Genomic DNA, 22,956 nt, shown 5'->3' on the forward strand with positions numbered 1-22,956 from the left:
TCAGTGCCGAGTCGTACGGTGGGGGCATGCGGCCAGTCTCCAAGATCGAACGTACGGTGGCGCCCTTCGAGGTCGTCAGCCCCTACCAGCCCAGCGGCGACCAGCCGGCGGCCATCGCCGAGCTGGACCGGCGCATCCGCGCCGGCGAGAAGGACGTCGTGCTGCTCGGCGCCACCGGCACGGGCAAGTCGGCCACCACGGCCTGGATGATCGAGAAGCTCCAGCGCCCCACCCTGGTGATGGCGCCGAACAAGACGCTCGCCGCCCAGCTGGCCAACGAGTTCCGCGAGCTCCTGCCGAACAACGCGGTGGAGTACTTCGTCTCGTACTACGACTACTACCAGCCCGAGGCGTACGTCCCGCAGTCGGACACGTACATCGAGAAGGACTCCTCCATCAACGAGGAGGTCGAGCGGCTGCGCCACTCCGCCACCAACTCGCTGCTGACCCGCCGCGACGTGATCGTGGTCGCCTCCGTCTCCTGCATCTACGGCCTCGGCACGCCGCAGGAGTACGTGGACCGGATGGTCTCCCTCAAGGTCGGCGACGAGATCGACCGCGACCAGCTGCTGCGCCGCTTCGTCGACATCCAGTACACGCGCAACGACGTGGCGTTCGCCCGCGGCACCTTCCGGGTCCGCGGCGACACCATCGAGATCTTCCCGGTGTACGAGGAGCTCGCCGTCCGCATCGAGATGTTCGGCGACGAGATCGAGGCGCTCTCCACCCTGCACCCGCTCACCGGCGAGGTCATCAGCGACGACCGGCAGCTGTACGTCTTCCCCGCCAGCCACTACGTCGCGGGACCCGAGCGCATGGAGCGGGCCGTCAACGACATCGAGGCCGAGCTGGAGCAGCGCCTGGCGGAGCTGGAGAAGCAGGGCAAGCTCCTGGAGGCCCAGCGGCTGCGCATGCGCACCACGTACGACATCGAGATGATGCGCCAGATCGGTTCGTGCTCCGGCATCGAGAACTACTCGATGCACTTCGACGGCCGCCTGCCGGGCTCCCCGCCCAACACCCTCCTCGACTACTTCCCCGAGGACTTCCTGCTCGTCATCGACGAGTCGCACGTCACCGTGCCGCAGATCGGCGCCATGTACGAGGGCGACGCCTCCCGCAAGCGCACCCTCGTCGACCACGGCTTCCGGCTGCCCTCGGCGCTCGACAACCGCCCGCTGAAGTGGGAGGAGTTCCAGGAGCGGATCGGCCAGACCGTCTATCTGTCCGCCACCCCCGGCACCTACGAGCTGTCGCGCGGGGACGGCTTCGTCGAGCAGATCATCCGCCCGACCGGCCTCGTCGACCCCGAGGTCGTCGTCAAGCCCACCGAGGGCCAGATCGACGACCTGGTGCACGAGATCCGGCTGCGCACCGAGCGCGACGAGCGGGTGCTCGTCACCACGCTCACGAAGAAGATGGCCGAGGACCTCACGGACTACTTCCTCGAGCTGGGGATCCAGGTCCGCTATCTGCACAGCGACGTCGACACCCTGCGCCGCATCGAGCTGCTGCGCGAGCTGCGCGCCGGCGAGTACGACGTGCTGGTCGGCATCAACCTGCTCCGCGAGGGCCTCGACCTGCCCGAGGTGTCCCTGGTCGCCATCCTGGACGCCGACAAGCAGGGCTTCCTGCGCTCCGGCACCTCGCTGATCCAGACCATCGGCCGCGCCGCCCGCAACGTCTCCGGCCAGGTCCACATGTACGCCGACACGATCACCCCGGCGATGGCGCAGGCCATCGACGAGACCAACCGACGCCGCGACAAGCAGATCGCCTACAACAAGGCCAACGGCATCGACCCGCAGCCGCTGCGCAAGAAGATCAACGACATCGTCGCCACCATCGCGCGCGAGGAGATCGACACCGAGGAGCTGCTCGGTTCGGGCTACCGCAAGTCGAAGGACGGCAAGGGCGCCAAGGCCCCCGTGCCCTCGCTCGCCGCGCACGCGCCCCGGGGCAAGGGCGTCAAGGCGGGCGCGACCATGGAGCTCGGCGACCGTCCGGCGACCGAACTGGCCGGGATCATCGAGGAGATGACCGACCGCATGAAGGCCGCCGCCGCGGAGCTGCAGTTCGAGGTCGCGGCCCGGCTGCGCGACGAGGTGTCCGAACTGAAGAAGGAGCTGCGCCAGATGAAGGAGGCCGGCCTGGCCTGACGGGTGCTCCGGGCGGGGGCCCCGGACGTGGCCCGGTGTGTTGCAAGACCGACACAAAACCGGGCCCGTCGGGGCAGGTTGTCAGTGCCCCTGCGTAGGGTGCTGAACACACCGATGAGAGGGGCAGCGCGTGACGGTCAACTTGTCCAAGGGACAGGCCATCAGTCTGGAGAAGCAGGGCGGAGGCAGCCTGACCTCCGTGCGGATGGGCCTGGGCTGGCAGGCGGCGCCCCGCCGCGGCCTGTTCGGCTCGCGCACCCGTGAGATCGACCTGGACGCCTCGGCCGTCCTCTTCGCCGACAAGCAGCCCATCGACGTGGTCTTCTTCCGTCACCTGGTCAGCGACGACGGCTCCGTCCGCCACACCGGCGACAACCTGGTGGGCGGCGTCGGCCAGGGCGGCGACGACGAGGCGATCCTGGTGGACCTCCAGCGGATCCCGGTGCACATCGACCAGATCGTCTTCACGGTGAACTCCTTCACCGGCCAGACCTTCCAGGAGGTGCAGAACGCGTTCTGCCGCCTCGTGGACGAGACCAACGGCCAGGAGCTCGCCCGCTACACGCTCAACGGCGGCGGCCCGTACACGGCGCAGATCATGGCCAAGGTGCACCGGGTCGGTTCGGGCTGGTCGATGACGGCCATCGGCAACCCGGCCAACGGCCGCACCTTCCAGGACCTGATGCCGGCGATCTTCCCGGTCCTGTAAGCGCCGGTCCGGCACGCGGCCGCAGCGCACACCCGCCGCACCAGGCACACCTGCATACGGAGAGACGGAACAGATGACCGCCGAGCTGGTCCGGGGGCAGAACCACCCCCTGCCCCACACCCGCCTGGAGATCCGGGTCTCGGCCGGTCATCCGGTCCTCGCCGCGGTCACCCTCGGCGACGAGCAGGGCCGGATCGCCGGCCCCGAGGCCGTCGCCCACCCCGGCGCGGCCGCGCTGCCCGGGATCGAGGTGCCCCGGCAGGCCGCGGACCGGCACCGCCTCGCCGTCGACCTGAAGGCCGTCCGGGACACCGTCCACCGGGTCTGCGTCCTCCTCGCGCTGCCCGTCGGCGCCGGCGGCCCGGCCCGCTTCGGGGCCACGGCCGCCCCCGTCGTCACCGTCGCCGCACCCGACGGCAGCGGCGTCGCCGACTACACGGTCACCGGCCTCGACCGCGAGACCGCGGTGATCGCCCTGGAGCTCTACCGCCGCCAGGGCGCCTGGAAGGTCCGGGCCGTCGGCCAGGGGTACGAGGGCGGGCTGGCCGCCCTCCTCGCCGACCAGGGCCTCCCGGACCCCGGGGAACTCGCCGGCACGGTCCTGGAGGCCGTCGCCCAGGGCCTCGCCCGCTCCGTCGCCGCGCCGCCGCCGCGCCTCCCCGAGACCGACCGGGCCCGCCGGACGACCCCGGCCTCCACGCCCACCCCGACCCCGGCCTCCACGCCCACCCCGGCCCCGGCCTCCACGCCCACCCCGGCGCCGGCCGCCCCTCCCGGCCCGGTCCCGCAGCCGCCGTCCGCGAGCACCGGCCCCATCGACTACACCCACCCCGGCCGCCGCCCGTCGCCCGGGCCCGCCCCGGCGACGGTGCCGCCCGCGCCGGACGCCGGCCCCGCCGCGCACCCGGCACCCGTCGCCGGGGACGCCACCGGCTGGACGATGGACGAGCGGCTCTACAACCAGGTGTGGGGCATGTTCGAGGACCTGGCCCGCACCACCGCCGCGTACCGCAGCGCCTGCCAGTTCGCCGAGTCCCGGCTCGACCAGGAGCTCGACCGGGTCCTGTCCGACCCCCGCGCCCGGATCGGCGGCGCGGGCGACGCCGCCCGGGCCGAGGCCAGGGCGAAGCACGACGAGCTCACCGCCCGCGCCCGGGAGGCCCTGGACCGCGACCTCGCCCAGCTGGCCGCCGAGTCCGAGGTGGTCGAGCCCGCGCTGCCGCCGGCCTACGCCCGCTGGGACAGCCCGGTCTGGCAGGCGTACCGCGTGCCCATGGAGGCGCCGATGGCCGTCCGGCTCGGCGATCTGCACCTCCCGGAGCGGACCGGGCTGCGCATCCCGTTCCTGGCCCGGCTGCCGCTCGCCCGCGGCCTCTGGGTGGACTCGGGGCGCGGCCACTCGGTGGACGCCGCGCTGCTCGACGAGGCCGAGCTGCGCAGGGCCGCCCTGGAGTGCGCCGTCGCGCACGCCGTCCGGCTGCTCGCCGTGCACCCGGCGCACCGCTTCCGGGTGCGGGTGATCGACGCGGCCGGAGCGGGCGCGGCCGCGTTCGCACCGCTCGTCGAGGCGGGTGTGATCGAGGGGCCGCCGGCCGCCGGCGCGGCCGGGGTCTCGGCGGTCCTGGCGCAGCTCACCGAGCGGGTCGACCTGCTGCAGATGGCGGCGCGGGCCGATGCCTCCGAGGATCTGCCACCCGGCCTGGACACCGCCGAGGAGCTGCTGATCGTGCATGACTTCCCGCACGGTTTCGACGACCGCGCGGTCACCCGGCTGCGCTATCTCGCCGACGAGGGCCCGGCGGTCGGCACCCATCTGATGATGGTCGCGGACCGCGCGGACGCGGCGGCGTACGGGCCGGTGCTCGACCCGCTGTGGCGCTCGCTGACGCGGCTCACGCCGGTGCCCGACGACCACCTCGCCGACCCGTGGGTCGGGCACGCGTGGACGTACGAGCCGCCGGTCTTCCCGGCGGGCGGCGGGGTGCTGCGGCAGGTGCTCGCCCAGGTGGCCGACGGACGTGGGCAATGGGGACCCGATGGGCTCTGACCTGCTGTTTTGAGTTGGCTTTACCCTTCTCTTTACCTTTTCTTGGTTCTTCGGTACTCTCATGGCAGCGGAGGGGAGTACTCCCTATACGCGGCGTACCCGTCAATACGGACAGGTCAGACACCTGATCCCGGGGCGCCGGCCCGTGGACGGCGATGTGCCGCCGCCCCGGGTGGAAGAGACCTCCGGCAACGAGCAGGCTCCTCGCGAGCCGTACGACGCCGGAGGCGCAATGGACGTTTCTGTGACCCTGTGGGTGCTGACCATCCTCGGTCTGGCCGCCCTCATCTCGGTCGACTTCTTCATCGGACGCAAGCCGCACGACGTGTCGGTCAAGGAGGCCGGCATCTGGACGGTCGTCTGGATCGTCCTCGCCGGACTGTTCGGTCTCGGCCTGCTGGTCTTCGGCAACAGCCAGGCGTCCGGCGAGTTCTTCGCCGGATTCATCACGGAGAAGTCGCTCAGTGTCGACAACCTCTTCGTCTTCGTCCTGATCATGGCGAAGTTCTCCGTGCCGTCCCACCTCCAGCAGCGCGTGCTGCTCGTGGGCGTGCTCATAGCCCTGGTGCTCCGCGCGATCTTCATCGCCGCCGGAGCCGCGATCATCACCAGCTTCTCCTGGGTCTTCTACCTCTTCGGTGCCTTCCTGATCTACACCGCCTGGAAGCTCATCAAGGAGGCGCGCGCGGACGAGGAGGAGGAAGAGTTCGAGGAGAACCGTCTCCTCAAGTCCATCGAGAAGAAGTTCGGCGTCGCCGACCGCTACCACGGCACCAAGCTCTTCATCCGTGACCACGGCAAGCGCGTGCTGACCCCGCTGATGGTCGTCATGCTCGCGATCGGCACGACCGACGTGCTGTTCGCGCTCGACTCCATCCCGGCGATCTTCGGTCTCACCCAGGACCCGTACATCGTCTTCACCGCCAACGCCTTCGCCCTCATGGGTCTGCGCCAGCTGTACTTCCTGATCGGCGGCCTGCTCAAGAAGCTGGTCCACCTCAGCTACGGCCTGTCGGTGATCCTCGGCTTCATCGGCGTGAAGCTGGTTCTGCACGCCCTGCACGAGTCGGGCGTCCACGTCCCCGAGATCTCGATCCCGTTCTCGCTCGCCGTCATCTGCGGCGTCCTGATCGTCACCACGATCACCAGCCTCCTCGCCACGAGGAAGCAGGAGCGGCGCGAGGCGGCCGAGACGGCCGAGGCAGAGAAGAGCGCGGTCGACGCCTGACCCGTACGACCCCGAAGGGGCCGGTGCGCGCGGTTCACCACCGCGCGCACCGGCCCCTTTCGCCGTTAAGCGGGCTCCGGTTCCGGCTCCCGCACCGCCACCCGGGCCGGCAGCGTCTCCGGGAGCAGCGCGAAGCAGCCCAGGCTCACCAGCGCCACCACCGTCAGATACGCGGCCACGCCCCACGGCGGGCCAGCGCGGCCCTCCGAGAGCGCCGTCGCCACGATCGGGGTGAGCGCGCCGCCGAGGACGCCCGCCAGGTTGTAGCCGACGGCCGCGCCCGTGCAGCGCACCCGCGGCTCGTACAGCTCCGGCAGGTACGCGGCGACCACCGCGAACATCGAGATGAACGCGAGCAGCGAGCCGAGGAAGCCGAGGAACATCAGCAGCGGTCGGCCGGTGTGCAGCAGCGCGACCATCGGGAACATCCACAGCGCGGAGGCCGTGCAGCCCGCCAGGCACATGGTCCGGCGGCCGAAGCGGTCGCCGAGCAGCGCCACGAACGGGGTCACCGCGCCCTTGATCGCGACCGCCGCCATCACGCAGGTGAGCATGACCGCGCTGGAGACGCCGAGGTGCTCCGTGCCGTAGGTCAGGGCCCAGGTGGAGACCGTGTAGAAGACGGCATAGCCGACGGCCAGCGCGCCCGCGGTGAGCAGCACGAGCCGCCAGTGCCCGCGGATCACCTCGGTGAGCGGGGCGCTCGCGCGGCGGCCCTCGGCGGCCAGGGCCTCGAACTGCGGGGTCTCGGCGAGCGAGGAGCGCAGCAGCAGTCCGGCGGCGGCGAGCAGGCCGGCCGCCCAGAACGGCACCCGCCAGCCCCAGGCGCGGAACTCGGCGTCGCTCAGGCCGGTGGTCAGCGCGAGCATCACCCCGTTGGCGAGCAGGAAGCCGACCGCGGGTCCGATCTGCGGGAAGCTCGCCCACAGCGCCCGCCGCCCCTCCGGGGCGTGCTCGGCGGTCAGCAGCACCGCGCCGCCCCATTCCCCGCCGAGGCCGAGGCCCTGCAGGAAGCGCAGCACGAGCAGCAGGACGGGGGCGGCCACGCCGATCGACTCGTACGTGGGGACGCAGCCGACCGCGACCGTGGCGGAGCCGGTGAGCAGCAGCGAGGCGAAGAGCACCGGGCGGCGGCCGTGCCGGTCGCCGACATGACCGAAGACGACCGAGCCGAGCGGCCGGGACAGGAAGCCGACCGCGAAGGTGCCGAAGGCGGCGAGGGTGCCGGCGACGGGGGAGAAGGACGGGAAGAAGAGCGGGCCGAGGACGAGTGCGGCGGCCGTGCCGTAGACGAAGAAGTCGAAGAACTCGATGGCCGTGCCGACGAGCGAGGCCGCGGCGAGCCGGCCCATCGACGGCGACGGGCGGGCGGTGGGCGGCGACGGAGGGTGACTGTGGTGCATGTGGCGCCAACTACCCGCCCGCCGTGCGGGTTACGGGGGCGCGCGGTGGTGACCGGAGGGTCACCACCCGCGCACGGCCGTCACCGGCCGTGCGTCACCAGCCGCGCTCGCGCCACTCCGCGAGGTGCGGGCGCTCGGCGCCGAGGGTGGTGTCGCCGCCGTGGCCGGGGTAGACCCAGGTCTCGTCGGGGAGGGCGTCGAAGAGCTTGGTCTCCACGTCGTGGAGGAGGCTCGCGAACGCCTCGGGGTCCTTCCAGGTGTTCCCGACGCCGCCGGGGAAGAGGCAGTCGCCGGTGAACACGTGCGCGTGGCCGTGCGGGTCGTCGTAGACCAGGGCGATCGATCCGGGGGTGTGGCCTACCAGGCGGCGGGCGGTCAGCTCGACGCGGCCGACCTTGACCGTGTCGCCGTCCTCGACGCGGACGTCGGTCGGAACGGGGATGCCGTCGGCGTCGTACGCGCCCGCGTACGTCGTGGCGCCGGTGGCGGCGACGACCTCGGCCAGGGCCTGCCAGTGGTCGCCGTGCTGGTGGGTGGTGACGACGGCCGTGATGCCGTCGTCACCGATCAGGTTGAGCAGGGTCCGGGGCTCGTTGGCCGCGTCGATCAGGAGCTGCTCGCCGGTCGCCCGGCAGCGCAGCAGATACGCGTTGTTGTCCATCGGGCCGACCGCGACCTTCGAGATCATCAGGTCGCTCAGCTCGTGCACGTCCGCCGGTCCGCCGACCTTCACCGCTCCGCTGTACGTCATGGGCTCAGCCTAGCCCCGGCCACCGGCGGGCGGGGCGGCAACTGCGGCTACAGGGGCGGGAGCTCGGGCAGCGGGCCGCCCTTCGTGACCAGCGCGGCGCCCTTGTCGCCGCGGCCGGCCAGCCAGCCGAGGAGGTCGCCGAGCGAGCCCTCCACGGTGACCGGGCCGCCCTCGGTGCCGCCGGTGGTGCCGAGGTCCCGGCCGTCGGCGGAGCGCAGCGTCACCGGGGGCACGTCGGACCGGCCGGACCAGCGGTCGGCGAGGAAGTCGATCTCCCGCAGCAGGAAGTCCTCCGGGAGGTCCGCGAGCTCGTAGCCGGCGCCCAGGTCCACGTGGTGCAGGGCCACCTCGACCCAGCGGCGGAAGGGCACCCGGGAGGCGCTGTCGGTGACGCCGTTGCGCAGCTCGACGGTGCGGCTCCAGTCCGCGGGCTCCTCGGTGACGGCCTGGAAGCGGTCGGCGGTGGCGCGCAGGTCGGCGAGCTGGACGTCGAGCGGCCGGCCGGCGTCGCGCTCGATGTCGGCGTCGCGGGTGGCGCCGTCCTGGTACATCGGCAGGCCGTGGAGGACGTTCACGAGGGCGTCGGCGTTGCGGGCGACGTGGGCCAGGACATGGCCCCGGGTCCAGCCCGGAAGCCGTGACGGCTCGGCGAGTGCCGCGTTGTCCCAGGAGGAGACGGCGGCGAGGAGCCGGTCGGTCGCCTCGCGCACGGAGGCCAGGTCACGCAGATGATCGATCATGGCGCCGACCCTAGGGGCTCCCGGGCCGGTCCGGCCAGGCCTCCCGGGCTCCGACCTGGGCGAAGGCCGGGGTGACGGCCTGGGCGCCGCCACTCGTTCGGGTGAAGACGGTGACCGACGGCCGGAAATCGAATGTGCGTGCTATAGGCTCGATGGAAGCATCCGGCATCCTTGGTTGTTGGGTGTTCAGGCACATCCGCTCTCTCAAGAAAGGTGCGGACCGGCGTGGCCGACCGTCTCATCGTCCGTGGCGCTCGCGAGCACAACCTCAAGAACGTCTCGCTCGACCTCCCCCGTGACTCGCTCATCGTCTTCACCGGGCTGTCCGGGTCGGGCAAGTCCTCCCTCGCGTTCGACACGATCTTCGCCGAGGGGCAGCGCCGGTACGTCGAGTCGCTCTCCTCCTACGCCCGTCAGTTCCTCGGCCAGATGGACAAGCCGGACGTCGACTTCATCGAAGGTCTGTCGCCCGCCGTCTCCATCGACCAGAAGTCGACCTCGCGCAACCCGCGCTCGACCGTCGGCACGATCACCGAGGTCTACGACTACCTCCGGCTGCTCTTCGCCCGCATCGGCAAGCCGCACTGTCCCGAGTGCCGCCGGCCGATCTCCCGCCAGTCGCCGCAGGCCATCGTCGACAAGGTCCTGGAGCTGCCCGAGGGCAGCCGCTTCCAGGTGCTGTCGCCGCTCGTCCGCGAGCGCAAGGGCGAGTTCGTCGACCTCTTCGCCGACCTCCAGACCAAGGGCTACAGCCGCGCCCGGGTCGACGGGCAGACGATCCAGCTCAGCGAGCCGCCGACGCTGAAGAAGCAGGAGAAGCACACCATCGAGGTGGTCGTCGACCGCCTCACCGTGAAGGACAGCGCCAAGCGCCGGCTCACCGACTCCGTCGAGACGGCGCTCGGGCTCTCCGGCGGCATGGTCGTGCTCGACTTCGTCGACCTCGCCGAGGACGACCCCGAGCGCGAGCGGATGTACTCGGAGCACCTCTACTGCCCGTACGACGACCTGTCCTTCGAGGAGCTGGAGCCGCGCTCCTTCTCCTTCAACTCGCCCTTCGGCGCCTGCCCCGACTGCACCGGCATCGGCACCCGCATGGAGGTCGACCCCGAGCTGGTCGTCCCCGACGAGGAGAAGTCCCTCGACGAGGGAGCCATCCACCCCTGGTCGCACGGCCACACCAAGGAGTACTTCGGCCGGCTCATCGGCGGCCTCTCCCAGGCCCTCGGCTTCCGCACCGACATCCCGTACGCCGGACTGCCGCAGCGCGCCAAGAAGGCACTGATGCACGGCCACAAGACCCAGGTCGAGGTGCGCTACCGCAACCGGTACGGCCGCGAGCGGGCCTACACCACGCCCGCCTTCGAGGGCGCCGTCTCCTTCGTGAAGAGGCGGCACAGCGAGGCCGAGAGCGACTCCAGCCGCGAGCGCTTCGAGGGCTACATGCGCGAGGTGCCCTGCCCCACCTGCGAGGGCACCCGCCTGAAGCCGATCGTCCTCGCGGTCACGGTGATGGAGAAGTCCATCGCCGAGGTCTCCGCGATGTCGATCAGCGACTGCGCCGAGTTCCTCGGCCGGCTCACCCTCAACGCCCGCGACAAGAAGATCGCCGAGCGGGTCCTCAAGGAGGTCAACGAGCGGCTGCGCTTCCTCGTCGACGTCGGCCTCGACTACCTCTCGCTCAACCGGGCCGCCGGCACCCTCTCCGGCGGCGAGGCCCAGCGCATCCGGCTCGCCACCCAGATCGGCTCCGGCCTGGTCGGCGTGCTCTACGTGCTCGACGAGCCGTCCATCGGCCTGCACCAGCGCGACAACCACCGTCTCATCGAGACCCTGGTCCGGCTGCGCGACATGGGCAACACGCTCATCGTCGTCGAGCACGACGAGGACACCATCAAGGTCGCCGACTGGATCGTCGACATCGGCCCCGGCGCCGGCGAGCACGGCGGCAAGGTGGTCCACACCGGACCGCTGAAGGAGCTGCTCGCCAACAAGGAGTCGATCACCGGGCAGTACCTGTCCGGCCGCCGGTCCATCACCACGCCGCACATCCGCCGTCCCGTGGACCCCTCGCGCAGCCTCACCGTGCACGGCGCCCGCGAGAACAACCTGCAGGACATCGACGTCTCCTTCCCGCTCGGCGTCCTCACCGCCGTCACCGGAGTCTCCGGCTCCGGCAAGTCGACGCTGGTCAACGACATCCTCTACACCCACCTCGCGCGCGAGCTGAACGGCGCCAAGTCGGTGCCCGGCCGGCACACCCGGGTGGACGGCGACGACCTCGTCGACAAGGTCGTGCACGTCGACCAGTCGCCCATCGGCCGTACCCCGCGGTCCAACCCGGCGACCTACACCGGCGTCTTCGACCACGTCCGCAAGCTCTTCGCGGAGACGATGGAGGCGAAGGTCCGCGGCTATCTGCCCGGCCGCTTCTCCTTCAACGTCAAGGGCGGCCGCTGCGAGAACTGCTCCGGCGACGGCACCATCAAGATCGAGATGAACTTCCTCCCGGACGTCTACGTCCCGTGCGAGGTCTGCCACGGCGACCGGTACAACCGGGAGACCCTGGAGGTCCACTACAAGGGCAAGTCCATCGCCGAGGTCCTGGACATGCCGATCGAGGAGGCCCTGGACTTCTTCGAGGCCGTCCCGACCATCTCCCGCCACCTGCGCACGCTCACCGAGGTCGGCCTGGGCTACGTCCGGCTCGGCCAGTCCGCGCCGACGCTCTCCGGCGGCGAGGCCCAGCGCGTCAAGCTCGCGAGCGAGCTGCAGAAGCGCTCCACGGGCCGCACGGTCTACGTCCTGGACGAGCCGACCACGGGCCTCCACTTCGAGGACATCTCGAAGCTGATCAAGGTCCTGTCCGGGCTGGTCGACAAGGGCAACTCGGTGATCGTCATCGAGCACAACCTGGACGTCATCAAGACCGCGGACTGGATCATCGACATGGGCCCCGAGGGCGGCAGCGGCGGCGGTCTCGTCGTCGCCGAGGGCACGCCCGAGGAGGTCGCCTCGGTCCCGGCCAGCCACACCGGCAAGTTCCTCCGCGAGATCCTGGGCGGCCGCGTCAGCGACGCCGCGGCCTCGGTCCCGGCCGCGCGCACCGCCAAGAAGACCGCGGCCAAGAAGGCGCCGGCGAAGAAGGCGGCGCCCGCGAAGAAGACCGCTGCGAAGACGACCGCCGCGAAGAAGACGACCGCCCGGGCCCGCAAGGCCTGACGGTCACCGATCCGGCCCGAGGGGGCGCCCGCCGAGCAGGCGGGCGCCCCCTCGGGCGTTGGTCAGGCCTCCTCGGCCGTCGGGTAGGCCCGATCGGCCGTGGGCCAGGCCTGCTCGGCCGTCGGGTAGGCACCCTCGGCCGTCGGGTAGGCCTGCTCGGCCGTCGGCCTGGCGTCGCTCGGCGGTCGCAGTCAGGGGCCGCTCAGCCTTCGCTCAGGCCGGCCAGCTCGTGATCGTACGGAGGCTCCGCGCCCGCGCGCGTGCAGGTGACCGCCGCCGCGCGGGCGGCGAACGACAGCAGCTCGCGCCAGTCCTCCGGGCCCAGGGCGGCCGGCGGCCGGTCCGCCAGGCCGTGCAGCAGGGCCGCGTTCACGGTGTCGCCCGCGCCGATCGTGTCGACCACCCGCACCGGCACCGACGGCACGGACACCTCGAAGGAGCGTGTGAAGACCGTCATGCCCGCGCCGCCCCGGGTCAGCACCACCGCGTCCGGCCCCGCGGCCAGCCACTCCCGCGGAGAGCCGTCCAGCCAGTCGGCGTCCTCCTCCGACAGCTTCAGCAGGGACACGTACGGCAGCCAGGTCGCGAAGCGCTCCCGGTAGGCCGCCGGGTCCGGAAGCAGGGCCGGCCGGATGTTCGGGTCGAGCAGGGTGAAGGCGCCCTGCCAGTACGAGCGCCGCAGCAGCGCCTCGTACGCGCTCGCGCCCGGCTCCAGGGCGAGCGAGCAGGTCCCGAAGGCGACCGCCCGCACCCCCTCCGGCAGCTGCTCGGGCAGCGTGAAGAGCCGGTCGGCCGTGCCCTCCACGTAGAAGCCGTAGCGCGCGGAGCCGTCCGGGCCCACCGAGGCCACCGCCAGGGTCGTCGGCTCCGGACCGCGCTGCACCAGCCCGGTCGCCACGCCCGCGGACCGCAGCCCCGCGAGCAGCGCCTCGCCGAAGGCGTCCGTCGACACCCGCGAGCAGAAGGCGGCGTCCGCGCCGAGCCGGCCCAGCGCGACGGCCGTGTTGTACGGGCCACCGCCCGGCCGGGGCAGCAGCGGGGACAGCGGGCCCGGGGCCCCGTCCGGGACCAGGTCGATCAGGGACTCACCGGCGACGACGATCACGTACCGGAACGTAACCCATGGCCCGCCCGGCCCGACACCCCCGTGCGACAGCTCACGGACCCGGCGGCGGGGCGGCGACGGGCCGGGGGCGTAACCGGCGACGGGCCGGGGACGGAACCCGCGACGGACCTGGCGACAGACCCGCGCGAAAGGGAGCGAAACTCCGCCGGTATCGTCGGATGCCGGAACCGTCACCCCGTCCCCGTGGAGCGCTCATGTCCGGCCAGACCCCCCGCCGCACCGTACTGAAAGGCGCCGCCCTCGCCGGGGCCGCCGGGCTGGGTGTCGCCGCCTGCTCCACCGATTCCAAGCTCGGCCACGCCGAGAACCCCACGCCCACCGCCCCGGTCACGCTCGGCGCGCCCGACGAGGTGCCCGTCGGCGGCGCCAAGCTCTACCGCGAGCAGCGGGTCCTCGTGCACTGCCCGGCCAAGGGCCAGTACAAGGCGTTCAGCGCCCAGTGCACCCACGCCGGCTGCCTCCTCGACAAGATCGAGGACAACCACGGCAACTGCCCCTGCCACGGCAGCCGCTTCGACGTGGCCACCGGCCAGGCCGTCCAGGGCCCGGCGACGGTGCCGCTGCCCGAGGTCCCGGTGCGCGTCGAGAACGGCCGGCTGATCGCCGGCCCCAAGGCGTAACGCGCCCGGGGCGACACACTCCCGAGGTGTGACCCGCCCAAGGCGCCGCGCCCCGAGACGTGACACGCCCGGGGCGGCACGCCCCCAGGCGTGACGCCCTCAGTCGTCACACCCCCCTGGCGTGTCACCGGCAGGCCCACCGGCCCGATCTCACGCCCAGTCCCAGTCGATCCCCAGGATCCCGGGGCGCACCCCCTGCTCCACCAGGTGCACCGCGCGGTGCCGGCCGCTCAGCGTCAGCTCGGCCCGGCCGCCGCGCGGCGCACCCGCCGACGCCTGCGCGAACCGCCGGCAGCGCACCGGCAGCGCCGCCTCGTCGAAGCGGACCTGGAGCACGTACTGCCCGCCGGCGAAGCTGAACCCGCGCACGTACTCCCGGCTCGGCCCGCCCGTACCGTCCTCGAAGCCGTACGAGAAGAGGTACGTGTCCCCGGCCCGCAGCCGGGTGTCGAAGAGCAGCTCGGCGACGACCACCCCGGTGCCGGCGTGCCGCCGCACCCGTCCCGTACGGCAGTTCTCCGCAGCCCGCACCACCACCCGGGACACCTCGCAGCCCGGGTCGCCCCGGTGGATCGCCAGATAGCGGTCGACGCCGTCCCGGTGCGCCCGCACCACCTGCTGCGAGTCCCGGCCCAGCAGCTCGCGCCCCGCCCCGATCCGCACCCGCTCCTGGTGGCCCACCGTGTGCAGCCCGCCGTCCGCAGGGCACTCCAGCTCCGCGAGCAGCTCCTCCACCGCCCCCGAGACCTCGACGAGCGAGCGGTACGAGCGGGTGGCCGGGCGCTCCACGTCGGTGCGGGCGGCCACGGCGTCGGTGAGCAGCCGCAGCAGCGAGTTGTCGGGCAGCTGGAGCACCTCCTCCAGGGCCCGCACCGCCTTCATCGACTCGGGCCGCTGCGGCCGGCGGGCGCCCTGCTGCCAGTAGCTCAGGCTCGTCACGCCGACCTTGACGCCCCGGTGCGCCAGATGGTGCTGGACCCGCTGGAGCGGCAGCCCGCGCACGGCGAGCGCGGTGCGCAGCGCCAGATGGAACGGGCCGGTGTGCAGCAACTGCACCAGATCGGCCTCGGATTGGCCCACGAGGACTCCTCAGTGAACGTTCACGGTGGGGGTGGCGGAGCGGCTGCCGCCGACGGCGAGTGGGCAGGTGGGCCGGGGACGGCTGTTCACACGCGGGTCACACCGTTCACAGCGCGCCGTCACCCCGCATTGAAGCGTGTTGACCCGCTCCGGACAACGCCCGATGCTCCTGGCAGCGTCCGGACGCGCTCCTCTCCTCCGACTCCCCACATCCCCACCCCGGGAGGAACGCGATGCGCACAAGCAAGCCGATCCTGGCGGCGCTGGCCGCGGCCGCCGCCCTGTGGCTCGTCCCCGCCGCGCCGGCGACCGCCGCGCCGGCGACCGCCGTACCGCCGACGGCAGCACCGCCGACGGCCGGCGGGCCGGCGGCCGAGAACGCCGGCACCCTGTCGTACAAGCGCCTGGACATCACCATGCAGGCGCAGCAGAAGAGCAACTGGTGCTGGGCCGGCGCCGGGAACACCATCGCCACCTACTACGGCCGCTCCTACTCCCAGAACCAGTTCTGCAACGCCGCCTTCAACCGTCAGCAGGGCTACGACTGCCCCAACTGGCAGGCCAACCTCTCCAACGTGCAGACCGGCCTGAGCTGGGCGGGCATCAACCCCGGCTCGTACGTGGACGGATGGCTGCGCTACTCGACCGTGCAGAGCGAGATCAACGCGAACCGGCCCGTCGAGACCCGGATCCAATGGGCGAGCGGCGGCGGCCACATGCACGTCCTCTACGGCTACGACGACGCCAACAGCTGGGTCTACTGGGGCGATCCGTGGCCGAGCAGCGACCGCTACAACTGGGCCTCGCACGCCTGGTACGTGAACAACGGCTCGTTCTCCTGGACCCACTCGCTCTACCGGATCGGGGCGTGACGACGATGAGCGTACGGAACCCGTGGACGCGAGCCGCCGCCACCGGTCTCCTCGGCGCCTCCGCCCTGACCGCACTCGGCGCCGTCCCCGCCGGTGCCGCGCCCCTGCCCACCGCGCCCACCCCCGAGCGGGCGGCCGCCGCGCCGCAGACGCTCGACACCGTCGCCCGCTTCTTCGCCCGGGACGGTCTGGCCCGCGCGGCGGGGCGGCCCCGTGTCGTAGGAGCCTCCGTTCCCGTACGGATCCTGTCGCCCGACTTCGTCGCCGGGAAGCCGGGAGCGCCGGTGGCCCGGGTCGAGTTCTACGCCGGCACGGCCGTCGCCGCCGACGGGCGGACGGCCTCGCTGTGGACGGTGCGCGGCGCGGACGGCGGCTGGCAGGTGGTGAACATCGCCACCGGCGACGACGAGCGGCGCTACAGCGAGCAGGGGCGGCGGGCGCTGCCCGGCGGCCTGGTCTTCCGCGAGCCGCAGATCGACGCCTGGTACGTGCAGAAGGGCGCGAAGGTGCTGCCGCTGGACGAGGACGCGGTGCGGGCCGTGGGGCGGAACGGCACCACGCTCGCCGCCTACCGGGAGCGCGTCGTCCGGGCGTACGGCGACAAGCTGCCCGGTTCGGCGTACGCGCGCAGGGGCGCGGCCGGCGGCTACGACACGTCCGCGCCCCCCGCCCGCGCGGCCGCCCCCGCCCCGCTCGCCGTCCATGACGAGCCGGGCTCCGCCCTGGCCCCCGTCCTGGCGGGCGCGGGCGCCGTTCTCGCCCTGGGGCTGGTCGCCGCGGCGGCACTCCGCCGCCGGGGCGGGACCGGGACGGCCTGACGGCGAGCGGGGCGGAGGCGCCGCGAGCGGCCGGGCCCGGCCTGTGGCACCTCCGCCCAGCGGAAAGACGAGGGCGGGGGAGGGCTCGCCGCACACCCCTCCGCCGCCCCCGCACGCCGCCCCGACCCCGGGCCCGCGCCCCCGCACCGGCCCCTCCCCAGGACTTGCACGCTGGCCCCGGCCCTTCGCCCCCTTCTCACTGCGCCAGATATCCGCCGTCCACCGGCAGCACCGCCCCCGTCACGAACGACGCCTCGTCCGATGCCAGGAACACGATCGCCGCGGCCACCTCCTCCGGGCGGCCGAAGCGGCCCATCGGGTGGGCCCGGGACACCGTCTCCAGGTACTCGGGGCCGCCGGGTTCGTGGCGGACGGCGGCGACGCGTTCGGTCTCGATCGTGCCGGGGGCGACCGCGTTGACGCGGATGCCGTGCGGGGCCCACTCCACGGCCAGGTGTTTGGTCAGGCCGGTCGCCACGAACTTGGCCGGACCGTAGACCGCCTGCCTGGCCTGGCCGGCCACGCCCGAGACGGAGGAGGTGCACACGATCGCGCCGCCTCCGCCACCGCGCATCGCCTCGATCGCGTACTTGCAGGTCAGGAACATGCCGCGGCCGTCGACCGCCATCACGTGGTCGAAGTCCGCGGCGCTCGCCTCCACCACGTCGAGCAGCGGGATCACGCCGGCGTTCGCCACCAGCACGTCGAGCCGGCCGAAGCGCTCCACCGCCGTGGTGATCATCCGCCGGGCGTCCGCCTCCCGCGCGACGTCGCCGGTCACCGTCACGAAGCCGTCGCCGAGCGTGCCGAGCCGCTCCTCGTCCACGTCCGCCGCCACCACCCGGGCGCCCTCCGCCGCGAAGCGCAGCGCCGTCGCCCGGCCGATCCCGCTGGCCGCGCCGGTGATCACGCACACCCGGTCCGCCAGTCGCCCTGAACCCTCGTTCGTCATGTCCGGCCAACGAGCGGGAGGGGCCCGAGTGTCGGCCTGAGTGTCGGTCCCCGCCAGTAGGGTGGGGACCATGGCCGACCCCTCCAGCTACCGCCCCAGGCCGGGAGAGATCCCCGACTCGCCGGGGGTCTACAAGTTCCGCGACGAGCACCGCCGGGTGATCTACGTCGGGAAGGCGAAGTCCCTGCGCCAGCGGCTGGCGAACTACTTCCAGCCGCTCGCGAGCCTGCACCCGCGCACGGCGACGATGGTGACCACGGCCGCCTCCGTGGAGTGGACCGTCGTGTCGACCGAGGTCGAGGCGCTGCAGCTGGAGTACTCCTGGATCAAGGAGTTCGATCCCCGGTTCAACGTCAAGTACCGGGACGACAAGAGCTACCCCTACCTCGCCGTGACGCTGAACGAGGAGTTCCCGCGCGTCCAGGTCATGCGCGGCCACAAGAAGAAGGGCGTGCGCTACTTCGGGCCGTACGCGCACGCGTGGGCGATCCGCGAGACCGTCGACCTGATGCTGCGGGTCTTCCCGGTCCGCACGTGCTCCGCGGGCGTCTTCCGCAACGCCGCCTCGGCCGGCCGGCCCTGTCTGCTCGGCTACATCGGCAAGTGCTCGGCGCCCTGCGTCGGCCGGGTCACGCCCGAGGAGCACCGCGAACTGGCCGACGACTTCTGCGACTTCATGACCGGCCGCACCGGCACGTACATCCGCCGCCTGGAGAAGCAGATGACGCTGGCGGCCGAGGACATGGAGTACGAGCGGGCCGCCCGGCTGCGCGACGACATAGAGGCGCTGCGCAAGGCCATGGAGAAGAGCGCCGTGGTGCTCGCCGACGCCACCGACGCCGACCTGATCGCGCTCGCCGAGGACGAGCTGGAGGCCGCCGTGCAGATCTTCCACGTGCGCGGCGGACGCGTGCGCGGTCAGCGCGGCTGGGTCACCGACAAGGTCGAGGCCGTCGACACGGCCGGGCTCGTCGAGCACGCCCTCCAGCAGCTGTACGGCGAGGAGAGCGGCGACGCGGTCCCCAAGGAGGTCCTGGTCCCCGCCCTGCCGGAGGACACCGAGGCCGTCACCGCCTGGCTCTCCGGCCGCCGCGGGTCCCAGGTGTCCCTGCGGATCCCGCAGCGCGGCGACAAGAAGGACCTGATGGCGACGGTCGCGCGCAACGCGCAGCAGGCGCTCGTGCTGCACAAGACCAAGCGCGCCAGCGACCTGACCACCCGCTCCCGGGCCCTGGAGGAGATCGCCGAGGCCCTGGACCTGGACTCGGCGCCGCTGCGCATCGAGTGCTTCGACATCTCGCACCTCCAGGGCGAGGACGTCGTGGCGTCCATGGTCGTCTTCGAGGACGGGCTGCCGCGCAAGAGCGAGTTCCGCCGCTTCCAGATCAAGGGCCGTGTCGGAGACACGCAGATCTGGCACGGCGAGGGTCAGGACGACGTCCGGTCCATGCACGAGGTGATCAGCCGCCGCTTCAGGCGCTACCTCCTGGAGAAGGAGAAGACGGGGGAATGGGGCGACGGGGAGGTGCCCGGCGACGCCGCCGACACCCTCACCGACGCCCCCGCGGCCGCCGAGGACGACGGGCGGCCCAAGCGCTTCGCCTACCCGCCGCAGCTCGTCGTCGTCGACGGCGGGCAGCCGCAGGTCGCGGCCGCCCGGCGCGCCCTCGACGAGCTCGGCATCGACGACGTCGCCGTCTGCGGCCTCGCCAAGCGCCTGGAGGAGGTCTGGCTGCCCGGCGACGACGACCCGGTCGTGCTGCCCCGCTCCTCCGAGGGCCTCTACCTCCTCCAGCGGGTACGTGACGCGGCTCACGACTTCGCCATCCGCTACCAGCGGTCCAAGCGGACCAAACGCATCCGCACCAGCCCGCTCGACGCCGTCCCCGGCCTGGGCGAGACGCGCAAACAGGCGCTCATCAAGCATTTCGGCTCGGTCAAACGGCTCCGGCAGGCGACAATCGAGCAGATCTGCGAGGTCCCCGGCATGGGCCGGAAGACGGCCGAGGCCGTGGCGGTGGCCCTCGCGCAGGCCGCCCCGGCCGCGCCCGCCGTGAACACGGCCACAGGAGAGATCATGGAAGACGACGGGGGCACCACGGCATGACCGAGCACGGCCAGCACAGCGAGAACGACCAGCGCAACGAGTACGAAGACGGAGCACCGGACATGGAAACGGGCACCCCAGAGCCCGCCGGCGAGAACAACGGCGAGAACGGCACCGCCGACGCGGCCATCCCCGAACTGGTGATCATCTCCGGCATGTCCGGCGCCGGCCGGTCCACCGCGGCGAAGTGCCTGGAGGACCTCGGCTGGTTCGTCGTCGACAACCTGCCGCCCGCGCTGATCCCCACCATGGTGGAGCTCGGCGCCCGCTCCCAGGGGAACGTGGCGCGGATCGCGGTCGTCGTCGACGTCCGCGGCCGGCAGTTCTTCGACAACCTCAAGGACTCCCTCGCGGCCCTCGACGCCCAGCAGGTCACCCGCCGGATCGTCTTCCTGGAGTCCTCCGACGAGGCCCTCGTCCGGCGCTTCGAGTCGGTCCGCCGCCCGCACCCGCTGCAGGGCGACGGCCGCATCGTCGACGGCATCGCCGCCGAGCGCGACCTGCTGCGCGAGCTGCGCGGCGACGCCGACCTGGTGATCGACACCTCCAGCCTCAACGTGCACGAACTGCGGGCCAAGATGGACGCCCAGTTCGCCGGCGATGAGGAGCCCGAGCTGCGGGCCACCGTGATGTCGTTCGGCTTCAAGTACGGACTGCCGGTCGACGCCGACCTCGTCGTCGACATGCGCTTCCTGCCGAACCCGCACTGGGTCCCCGAGCTGCGCCCCTTCACCGGCCTCAACGAGGAGGTCGCCAACTACGTCTACAACCAGCCCGGCGCCAAGGAGTTCCTGGACCGCTACACCGAGCTGCTCCAGCTGATCGCCGCCGGCTACCGCCGCGAGGGCAAGCGCTACGTGACCATCGCCGTCGGCTGTACCGGCGGCAAGCACCGCTCGGTCGCCACCGCCGAGAAGCTGGCCGCCCGCCTGGCATCGGAGGGCGTCGAGACCGTCGTCGTCCACCGTGACATGGGGCGCGAGTGAAGCCGTACCGCCGGCGCACGTCCACCCTCTCCGTCCGTACGCTCCGCAGGCGCGGCGCCCAGCCCAAGGTCGTCGCGCTCGGCGGCGGCATGGGCCTGTCGGCCTCCCTCGCCGCCCTGCGCCGGATCACCGGCGACCTGACCGCCGTGGTCACCGTCGCCGACGACGGAGGCTCCAGCGGCCGGCTCCGCGAGGAGCTGGGCGTGCTGCCGCCGGGCGACCTCCGCAAGGCGCTCGCCGCGCTGTGCGGCGACGACGACTGGGGCCAGACCTGGGCCCGGGTCATCCAGCACCGCTTCCAGTCCCAGGGCGAGATGCACGGCCACGCCGTCGGCAACCTGCTGATCGTCGCCCTCTGGGAGCAGCTCGGCGACCCCGTGCAGGCCCTGGACCTGGTCGGCCGGCTGCTCGGCGCCCAGGGCCGGGTACTGCCCATGTCCGCGGTGCCGCTGGAGCTCCAGGCCCTGGTCAGGGGCCACGACCCGGCCCGCCCGCACGACGTGGACACGGTACGGGGCCAGGCCACCGTGGCGCTCACGCCCGGCGAGGTGCAGTCGGTGCACCTGGTGCCGAACGACCCGCCGGCCGTGCCGGAGGCGGTCGCCGCCGTCCTGGACGCGGACTGGGTGGTGCTGGGTCCGGGCTCCTGGTTCTCCTCGGTGATCCCGCACCTCCTCGTGCCCGAGCTCCTCGACGCCCTGATGGAGACCAAGGCCCGCCGGGTGCTCTCGCTGAACCTCGCGCCGCAGCCCGGAGAAACCGAGGGCTTCTCCCCGCAGCGTCATTTGGAGGTTTTGGCCCGACACGCCCCTAAACTCGCCCTGGACGTGGTGCTGGCCGACGAGGCCGCCGTGCCCGACGCGTCAGCGAGAGAGCCCCTCGCCGAAGCCGCCAAGCGGCTCGGCGCCGCGGTCGAGCTGGCGCCGGTGGCCAGGCCCGACGGTGCTCCGAAACATGATCCGGAGCTGTTGGCCGCCGCGTACGACCGTATTTTTCGGATGCATGGAAGGATCGGCCCATGGCGATGACGGCAGCGGTGAAGGACGAGATCTCCCGGCTCCCCGTCACCCGGACCTGCTGCAGGAAGGCCGAGGTCTCGTCGATCCTGCGGTTCGCGGGCGGGCTGCACCTGGTGAGCGGCCGGATCGTGATCGAGGCCGAGCTGGACACCGCGATGGCGGCGCGCCGGCTCAAGCGGGACATCCTGGAGATCTTCGGGCACAGCTCCGAGCTGATCGTGATGGCCCCCGGCGGGCTGCGCCGCGGCTCGCGCTTCGTGGTGCGGGTGGTCGCCGGCGGCGACCAGCTGGCCCGGCAGACCGGTCTGGTGGACGGCCGCGGCCGCCCCATCCGCGGCCTGCCCCCGCAGGTCGTCTCCGGGGCCACCTGTGACGCCGAGGCGGCCTGGCGCGGCGCGTTCCTGGCGCACGGCTCGCTGACCGAGCCGGGCCGCTCCTCCTCCCTGGAGGTCACCTGCCCCGGCCCGGAGGCCGCGCTCGCCCTGGTCGGCGCCGCCCGACGGCTCTCCATCGCCGCCAAGGCCCGCGAGGTCCGCGGCGTGGACCGGGTCGTGGTCCGCGACGGCGACGCCATCGGCGCCCTGCTGACCCGGCTCGGCGCGCACGAGTCGGTGCTCGCCTGGGAGGAGCGGCGGATGCGGCGCGAGGTCCGCGCCACCGCCAACCGGCTCGCCAACTTCGACGACGCCAACCTGCGCCGCTCGGCCCGCGCCGCCGTGGCCGCCGGCGCGCGCGTGCAGCGTGCCCTGGAGATCCTCGGCGAGGAGGTGCCGGAGCACCTGGCCGCCGCCGGACGGCTGCGGATGGAGCACAAGCAGGCCTCCCTGGAGGAGCTGGGCGCGCTCGCCGACCCGCCGCTCACCAAGGACGCGGTGGCCGGCCGGATCCGCCGGCTGCTCGCCATGGCCGACAAGCGGGCGCAGGACCTGGGCATCCCCGGGACCGAGTCCAACCTGACGGAGGAGCTGGACGACAGCCTCGTCGGCTGACGCCCCGGGCCGATCCCGAAAAGCCCCAACTCCGCGCTGCCGGTGCCTTTCTGAGGTACCGGCAGTTCCGTTTGGCGTACCCGGGGGCGGGCTTCGGCCGACCCGCCGTCCGCACCCTTGACAGGGGT

Annotated in this window: 19 protein-coding genes; 12 read left to right on the top strand and 7 right to left on the bottom strand. The window is 72.7% G+C overall.

Annotated elements, in window-relative coordinates; all coding sequences use genetic code 11:
* Window positions 1-26: 26 nt before the first annotated feature.
* The 4 genes from uvrB to ACFYU9_RS30975 all read left to right on the top strand — a co-directional run bounded on the left by uvrB (window position 27) and on the right by ACFYU9_RS30975 (window position 6,143).
* The gene (gene uvrB / locus ACFYU9_RS30960; protein WP_389216548.1) at window positions 27-2,159 is read left to right on the top strand and encodes an excinuclease ABC subunit UvrB; all 2,133 of its coding nucleotides are present in this window, start codon (window positions 27-29) and stop codon (window positions 2,157-2,159) included.
* A gap of 130 nt (window positions 2,160-2,289) precedes the next feature.
* The gene (locus tag ACFYU9_RS30965) at window positions 2,290-2,868 is read left to right on the top strand and encodes a TerD family protein (RefSeq protein WP_389216552.1); all 579 of its coding nucleotides are present in this window, start codon (window positions 2,290-2,292) and stop codon (window positions 2,866-2,868) included.
* Window positions 2,869-2,941: 73 nt separating this feature from the next.
* The gene (locus ACFYU9_RS30970; protein WP_389346944.1) at window positions 2,942-4,915 is read left to right on the top strand and encodes a TerD family protein; all 1,974 of its coding nucleotides are present in this window, start codon (window positions 2,942-2,944) and stop codon (window positions 4,913-4,915) included.
* Window positions 4,916-5,147: 232 nt separating this feature from the next.
* Complete coding sequence (locus ACFYU9_RS30975; RefSeq protein WP_389216558.1) at window positions 5,148-6,143, top strand: TerC/Alx family metal homeostasis membrane protein; 996 nt, start codon at window positions 5,148-5,150, stop codon at window positions 6,141-6,143.
* 65 nt (window positions 6,144-6,208) lie between these two features.
* On the opposite strand, the gene ACFYU9_RS30980 is transcribed toward ACFYU9_RS30975, so the two are convergent.
* The 3 genes from ACFYU9_RS30980 to ACFYU9_RS30990 all read right to left on the bottom strand — a co-directional run bounded on the left by ACFYU9_RS30980 (window position 6,209) and on the right by ACFYU9_RS30990 (window position 9,037).
* Entirely contained in the window at window positions 6,209-7,495 is a 1,287-nt protein-coding gene (locus ACFYU9_RS30980; protein WP_389216996.1) for an MFS transporter, read from the bottom strand.
* 145 nt (window positions 7,496-7,640) lie between these two features.
* Entirely contained in the window at window positions 7,641-8,297 is a 657-nt protein-coding gene (locus ACFYU9_RS30985; RefSeq protein ID WP_389216561.1) for an MBL fold metallo-hydrolase, read from the bottom strand.
* Window positions 8,298-8,344: 47 nt separating this feature from the next.
* Entirely contained in the window at window positions 8,345-9,037 is a 693-nt protein-coding gene (locus ACFYU9_RS30990) for a maleylpyruvate isomerase family mycothiol-dependent enzyme (protein ID WP_389346946.1), read from the bottom strand.
* 225 nt (window positions 9,038-9,262) lie between these two features.
* On the opposite strand from ACFYU9_RS30990, the gene uvrA reads away from it, so the two are divergent.
* Window positions 9,263-12,259 carry an excinuclease ABC subunit UvrA gene (gene uvrA / locus ACFYU9_RS30995; protein ID WP_389346948.1) on the top strand — a complete coding sequence of 999 codons (2,997 nt, stop codon included), beginning with the start codon at window positions 9,263-9,265 and terminating at the stop codon, window positions 12,257-12,259.
* A 62-nt stretch (window positions 12,260-12,321) separates the two neighbouring features.
* Here uvrA and ACFYU9_RS31000 read toward each other — a convergent pair whose 3' ends face one another.
* Together ACFYU9_RS31000 and ACFYU9_RS31005 are read right to left on the bottom strand one after the other, a co-directional pair.
* Window positions 12,322-12,450, bottom strand: coding sequence for an alanine-zipper protein (locus ACFYU9_RS31000; RefSeq protein ID WP_389347068.1), 129 nt, complete (start codon window positions 12,448-12,450; stop codon window positions 12,322-12,324).
* Between the two features lie 11 nt (window positions 12,451-12,461).
* Complete coding sequence (locus tag ACFYU9_RS31005; protein WP_389216569.1) at window positions 12,462-13,364, bottom strand: carbohydrate kinase; 903 nt, start codon at window positions 13,362-13,364, stop codon at window positions 12,462-12,464.
* A gap of 215 nt (window positions 13,365-13,579) precedes the next feature.
* Between ACFYU9_RS31005 and ACFYU9_RS31010 the strand changes: the two genes are divergently transcribed.
* Window positions 13,580-14,005, top strand: a complete 426-nt coding sequence (locus tag ACFYU9_RS31010; RefSeq protein ID WP_389216572.1) for a Rieske (2Fe-2S) protein — start codon at window positions 13,580-13,582, stop codon at window positions 14,003-14,005.
* 150 nt (window positions 14,006-14,155) lie between these two features.
* Here ACFYU9_RS31010 and ACFYU9_RS31015 read toward each other — a convergent pair whose 3' ends face one another.
* Window positions 14,156-15,085 (bottom strand): hypothetical protein, encoded by a 930-nt coding sequence (locus ACFYU9_RS31015; protein WP_389346950.1) that lies wholly within the window; start codon window positions 15,083-15,085, stop codon window positions 14,156-14,158.
* 233 nt (window positions 15,086-15,318) lie between these two features.
* Here ACFYU9_RS31015 and ACFYU9_RS31020 point away from each other — a divergent pair, with 233 nt between their 5' ends.
* Window positions 15,319-15,957, top strand: a complete 639-nt coding sequence (locus ACFYU9_RS31020) for a papain-like cysteine protease family protein (RefSeq protein WP_389346952.1) — start codon at window positions 15,319-15,321, stop codon at window positions 15,955-15,957.
* A 5-nt stretch (window positions 15,958-15,962) separates the two neighbouring features.
* Window positions 15,963-16,775, top strand: coding sequence for a hypothetical protein (locus ACFYU9_RS31025; protein WP_389347070.1), 813 nt, complete (start codon window positions 15,963-15,965; stop codon window positions 16,773-16,775).
* A gap of 196 nt (window positions 16,776-16,971) precedes the next feature.
* On the opposite strand, the gene ACFYU9_RS31030 is transcribed toward ACFYU9_RS31025, so the two are convergent.
* Window positions 16,972-17,727 (bottom strand): SDR family NAD(P)-dependent oxidoreductase, encoded by a 756-nt coding sequence (locus ACFYU9_RS31030; RefSeq protein WP_389216579.1) that lies wholly within the window; start codon window positions 17,725-17,727, stop codon window positions 16,972-16,974.
* Between the two features lie 70 nt (window positions 17,728-17,797).
* Between ACFYU9_RS31030 and uvrC the strand changes: the two genes are divergently transcribed.
* From uvrC to whiA, 4 genes are read left to right on the top strand one after another with little or no spacing between them, the layout of a single operon-like run.
* Complete coding sequence (gene uvrC / locus ACFYU9_RS31035; RefSeq protein WP_389346954.1) at window positions 17,798-19,834, top strand: excinuclease ABC subunit UvrC; 2,037 nt, start codon at window positions 17,798-17,800, stop codon at window positions 19,832-19,834.
* Window positions 19,831-20,820, top strand: a complete 990-nt coding sequence (rapZ, locus tag ACFYU9_RS31040) for an RNase adapter RapZ (RefSeq protein ID WP_389216585.1) — start codon at window positions 19,831-19,833, stop codon at window positions 20,818-20,820. Before uvrC ends, rapZ begins: the two co-directional genes overlap by 4 nt.
* Window positions 20,817-21,848, top strand: coding sequence for a uridine diphosphate-N-acetylglucosamine-binding protein YvcK (yvcK, locus tag ACFYU9_RS31045; RefSeq protein ID WP_389216588.1), 1,032 nt, complete (start codon window positions 20,817-20,819; stop codon window positions 21,846-21,848). The genes rapZ and yvcK overlap by 4 nt, the downstream gene beginning before the upstream one ends.
* Window positions 21,839-22,828, top strand: a complete 990-nt coding sequence (gene whiA / locus ACFYU9_RS31050; RefSeq protein ID WP_030205188.1) for a DNA-binding protein WhiA — start codon at window positions 21,839-21,841, stop codon at window positions 22,826-22,828. Before yvcK ends, whiA begins: the two co-directional genes overlap by 10 nt.
* Window positions 22,829-22,956 lie beyond the last annotated feature (128 nt).

It is taken from the genome of Streptomyces sp. NPDC004327, from assembly GCF_042873935.1.
Classification (GTDB): Bacteria; Actinomycetota; Actinomycetes; order Streptomycetales; family Streptomycetaceae; genus Streptomyces.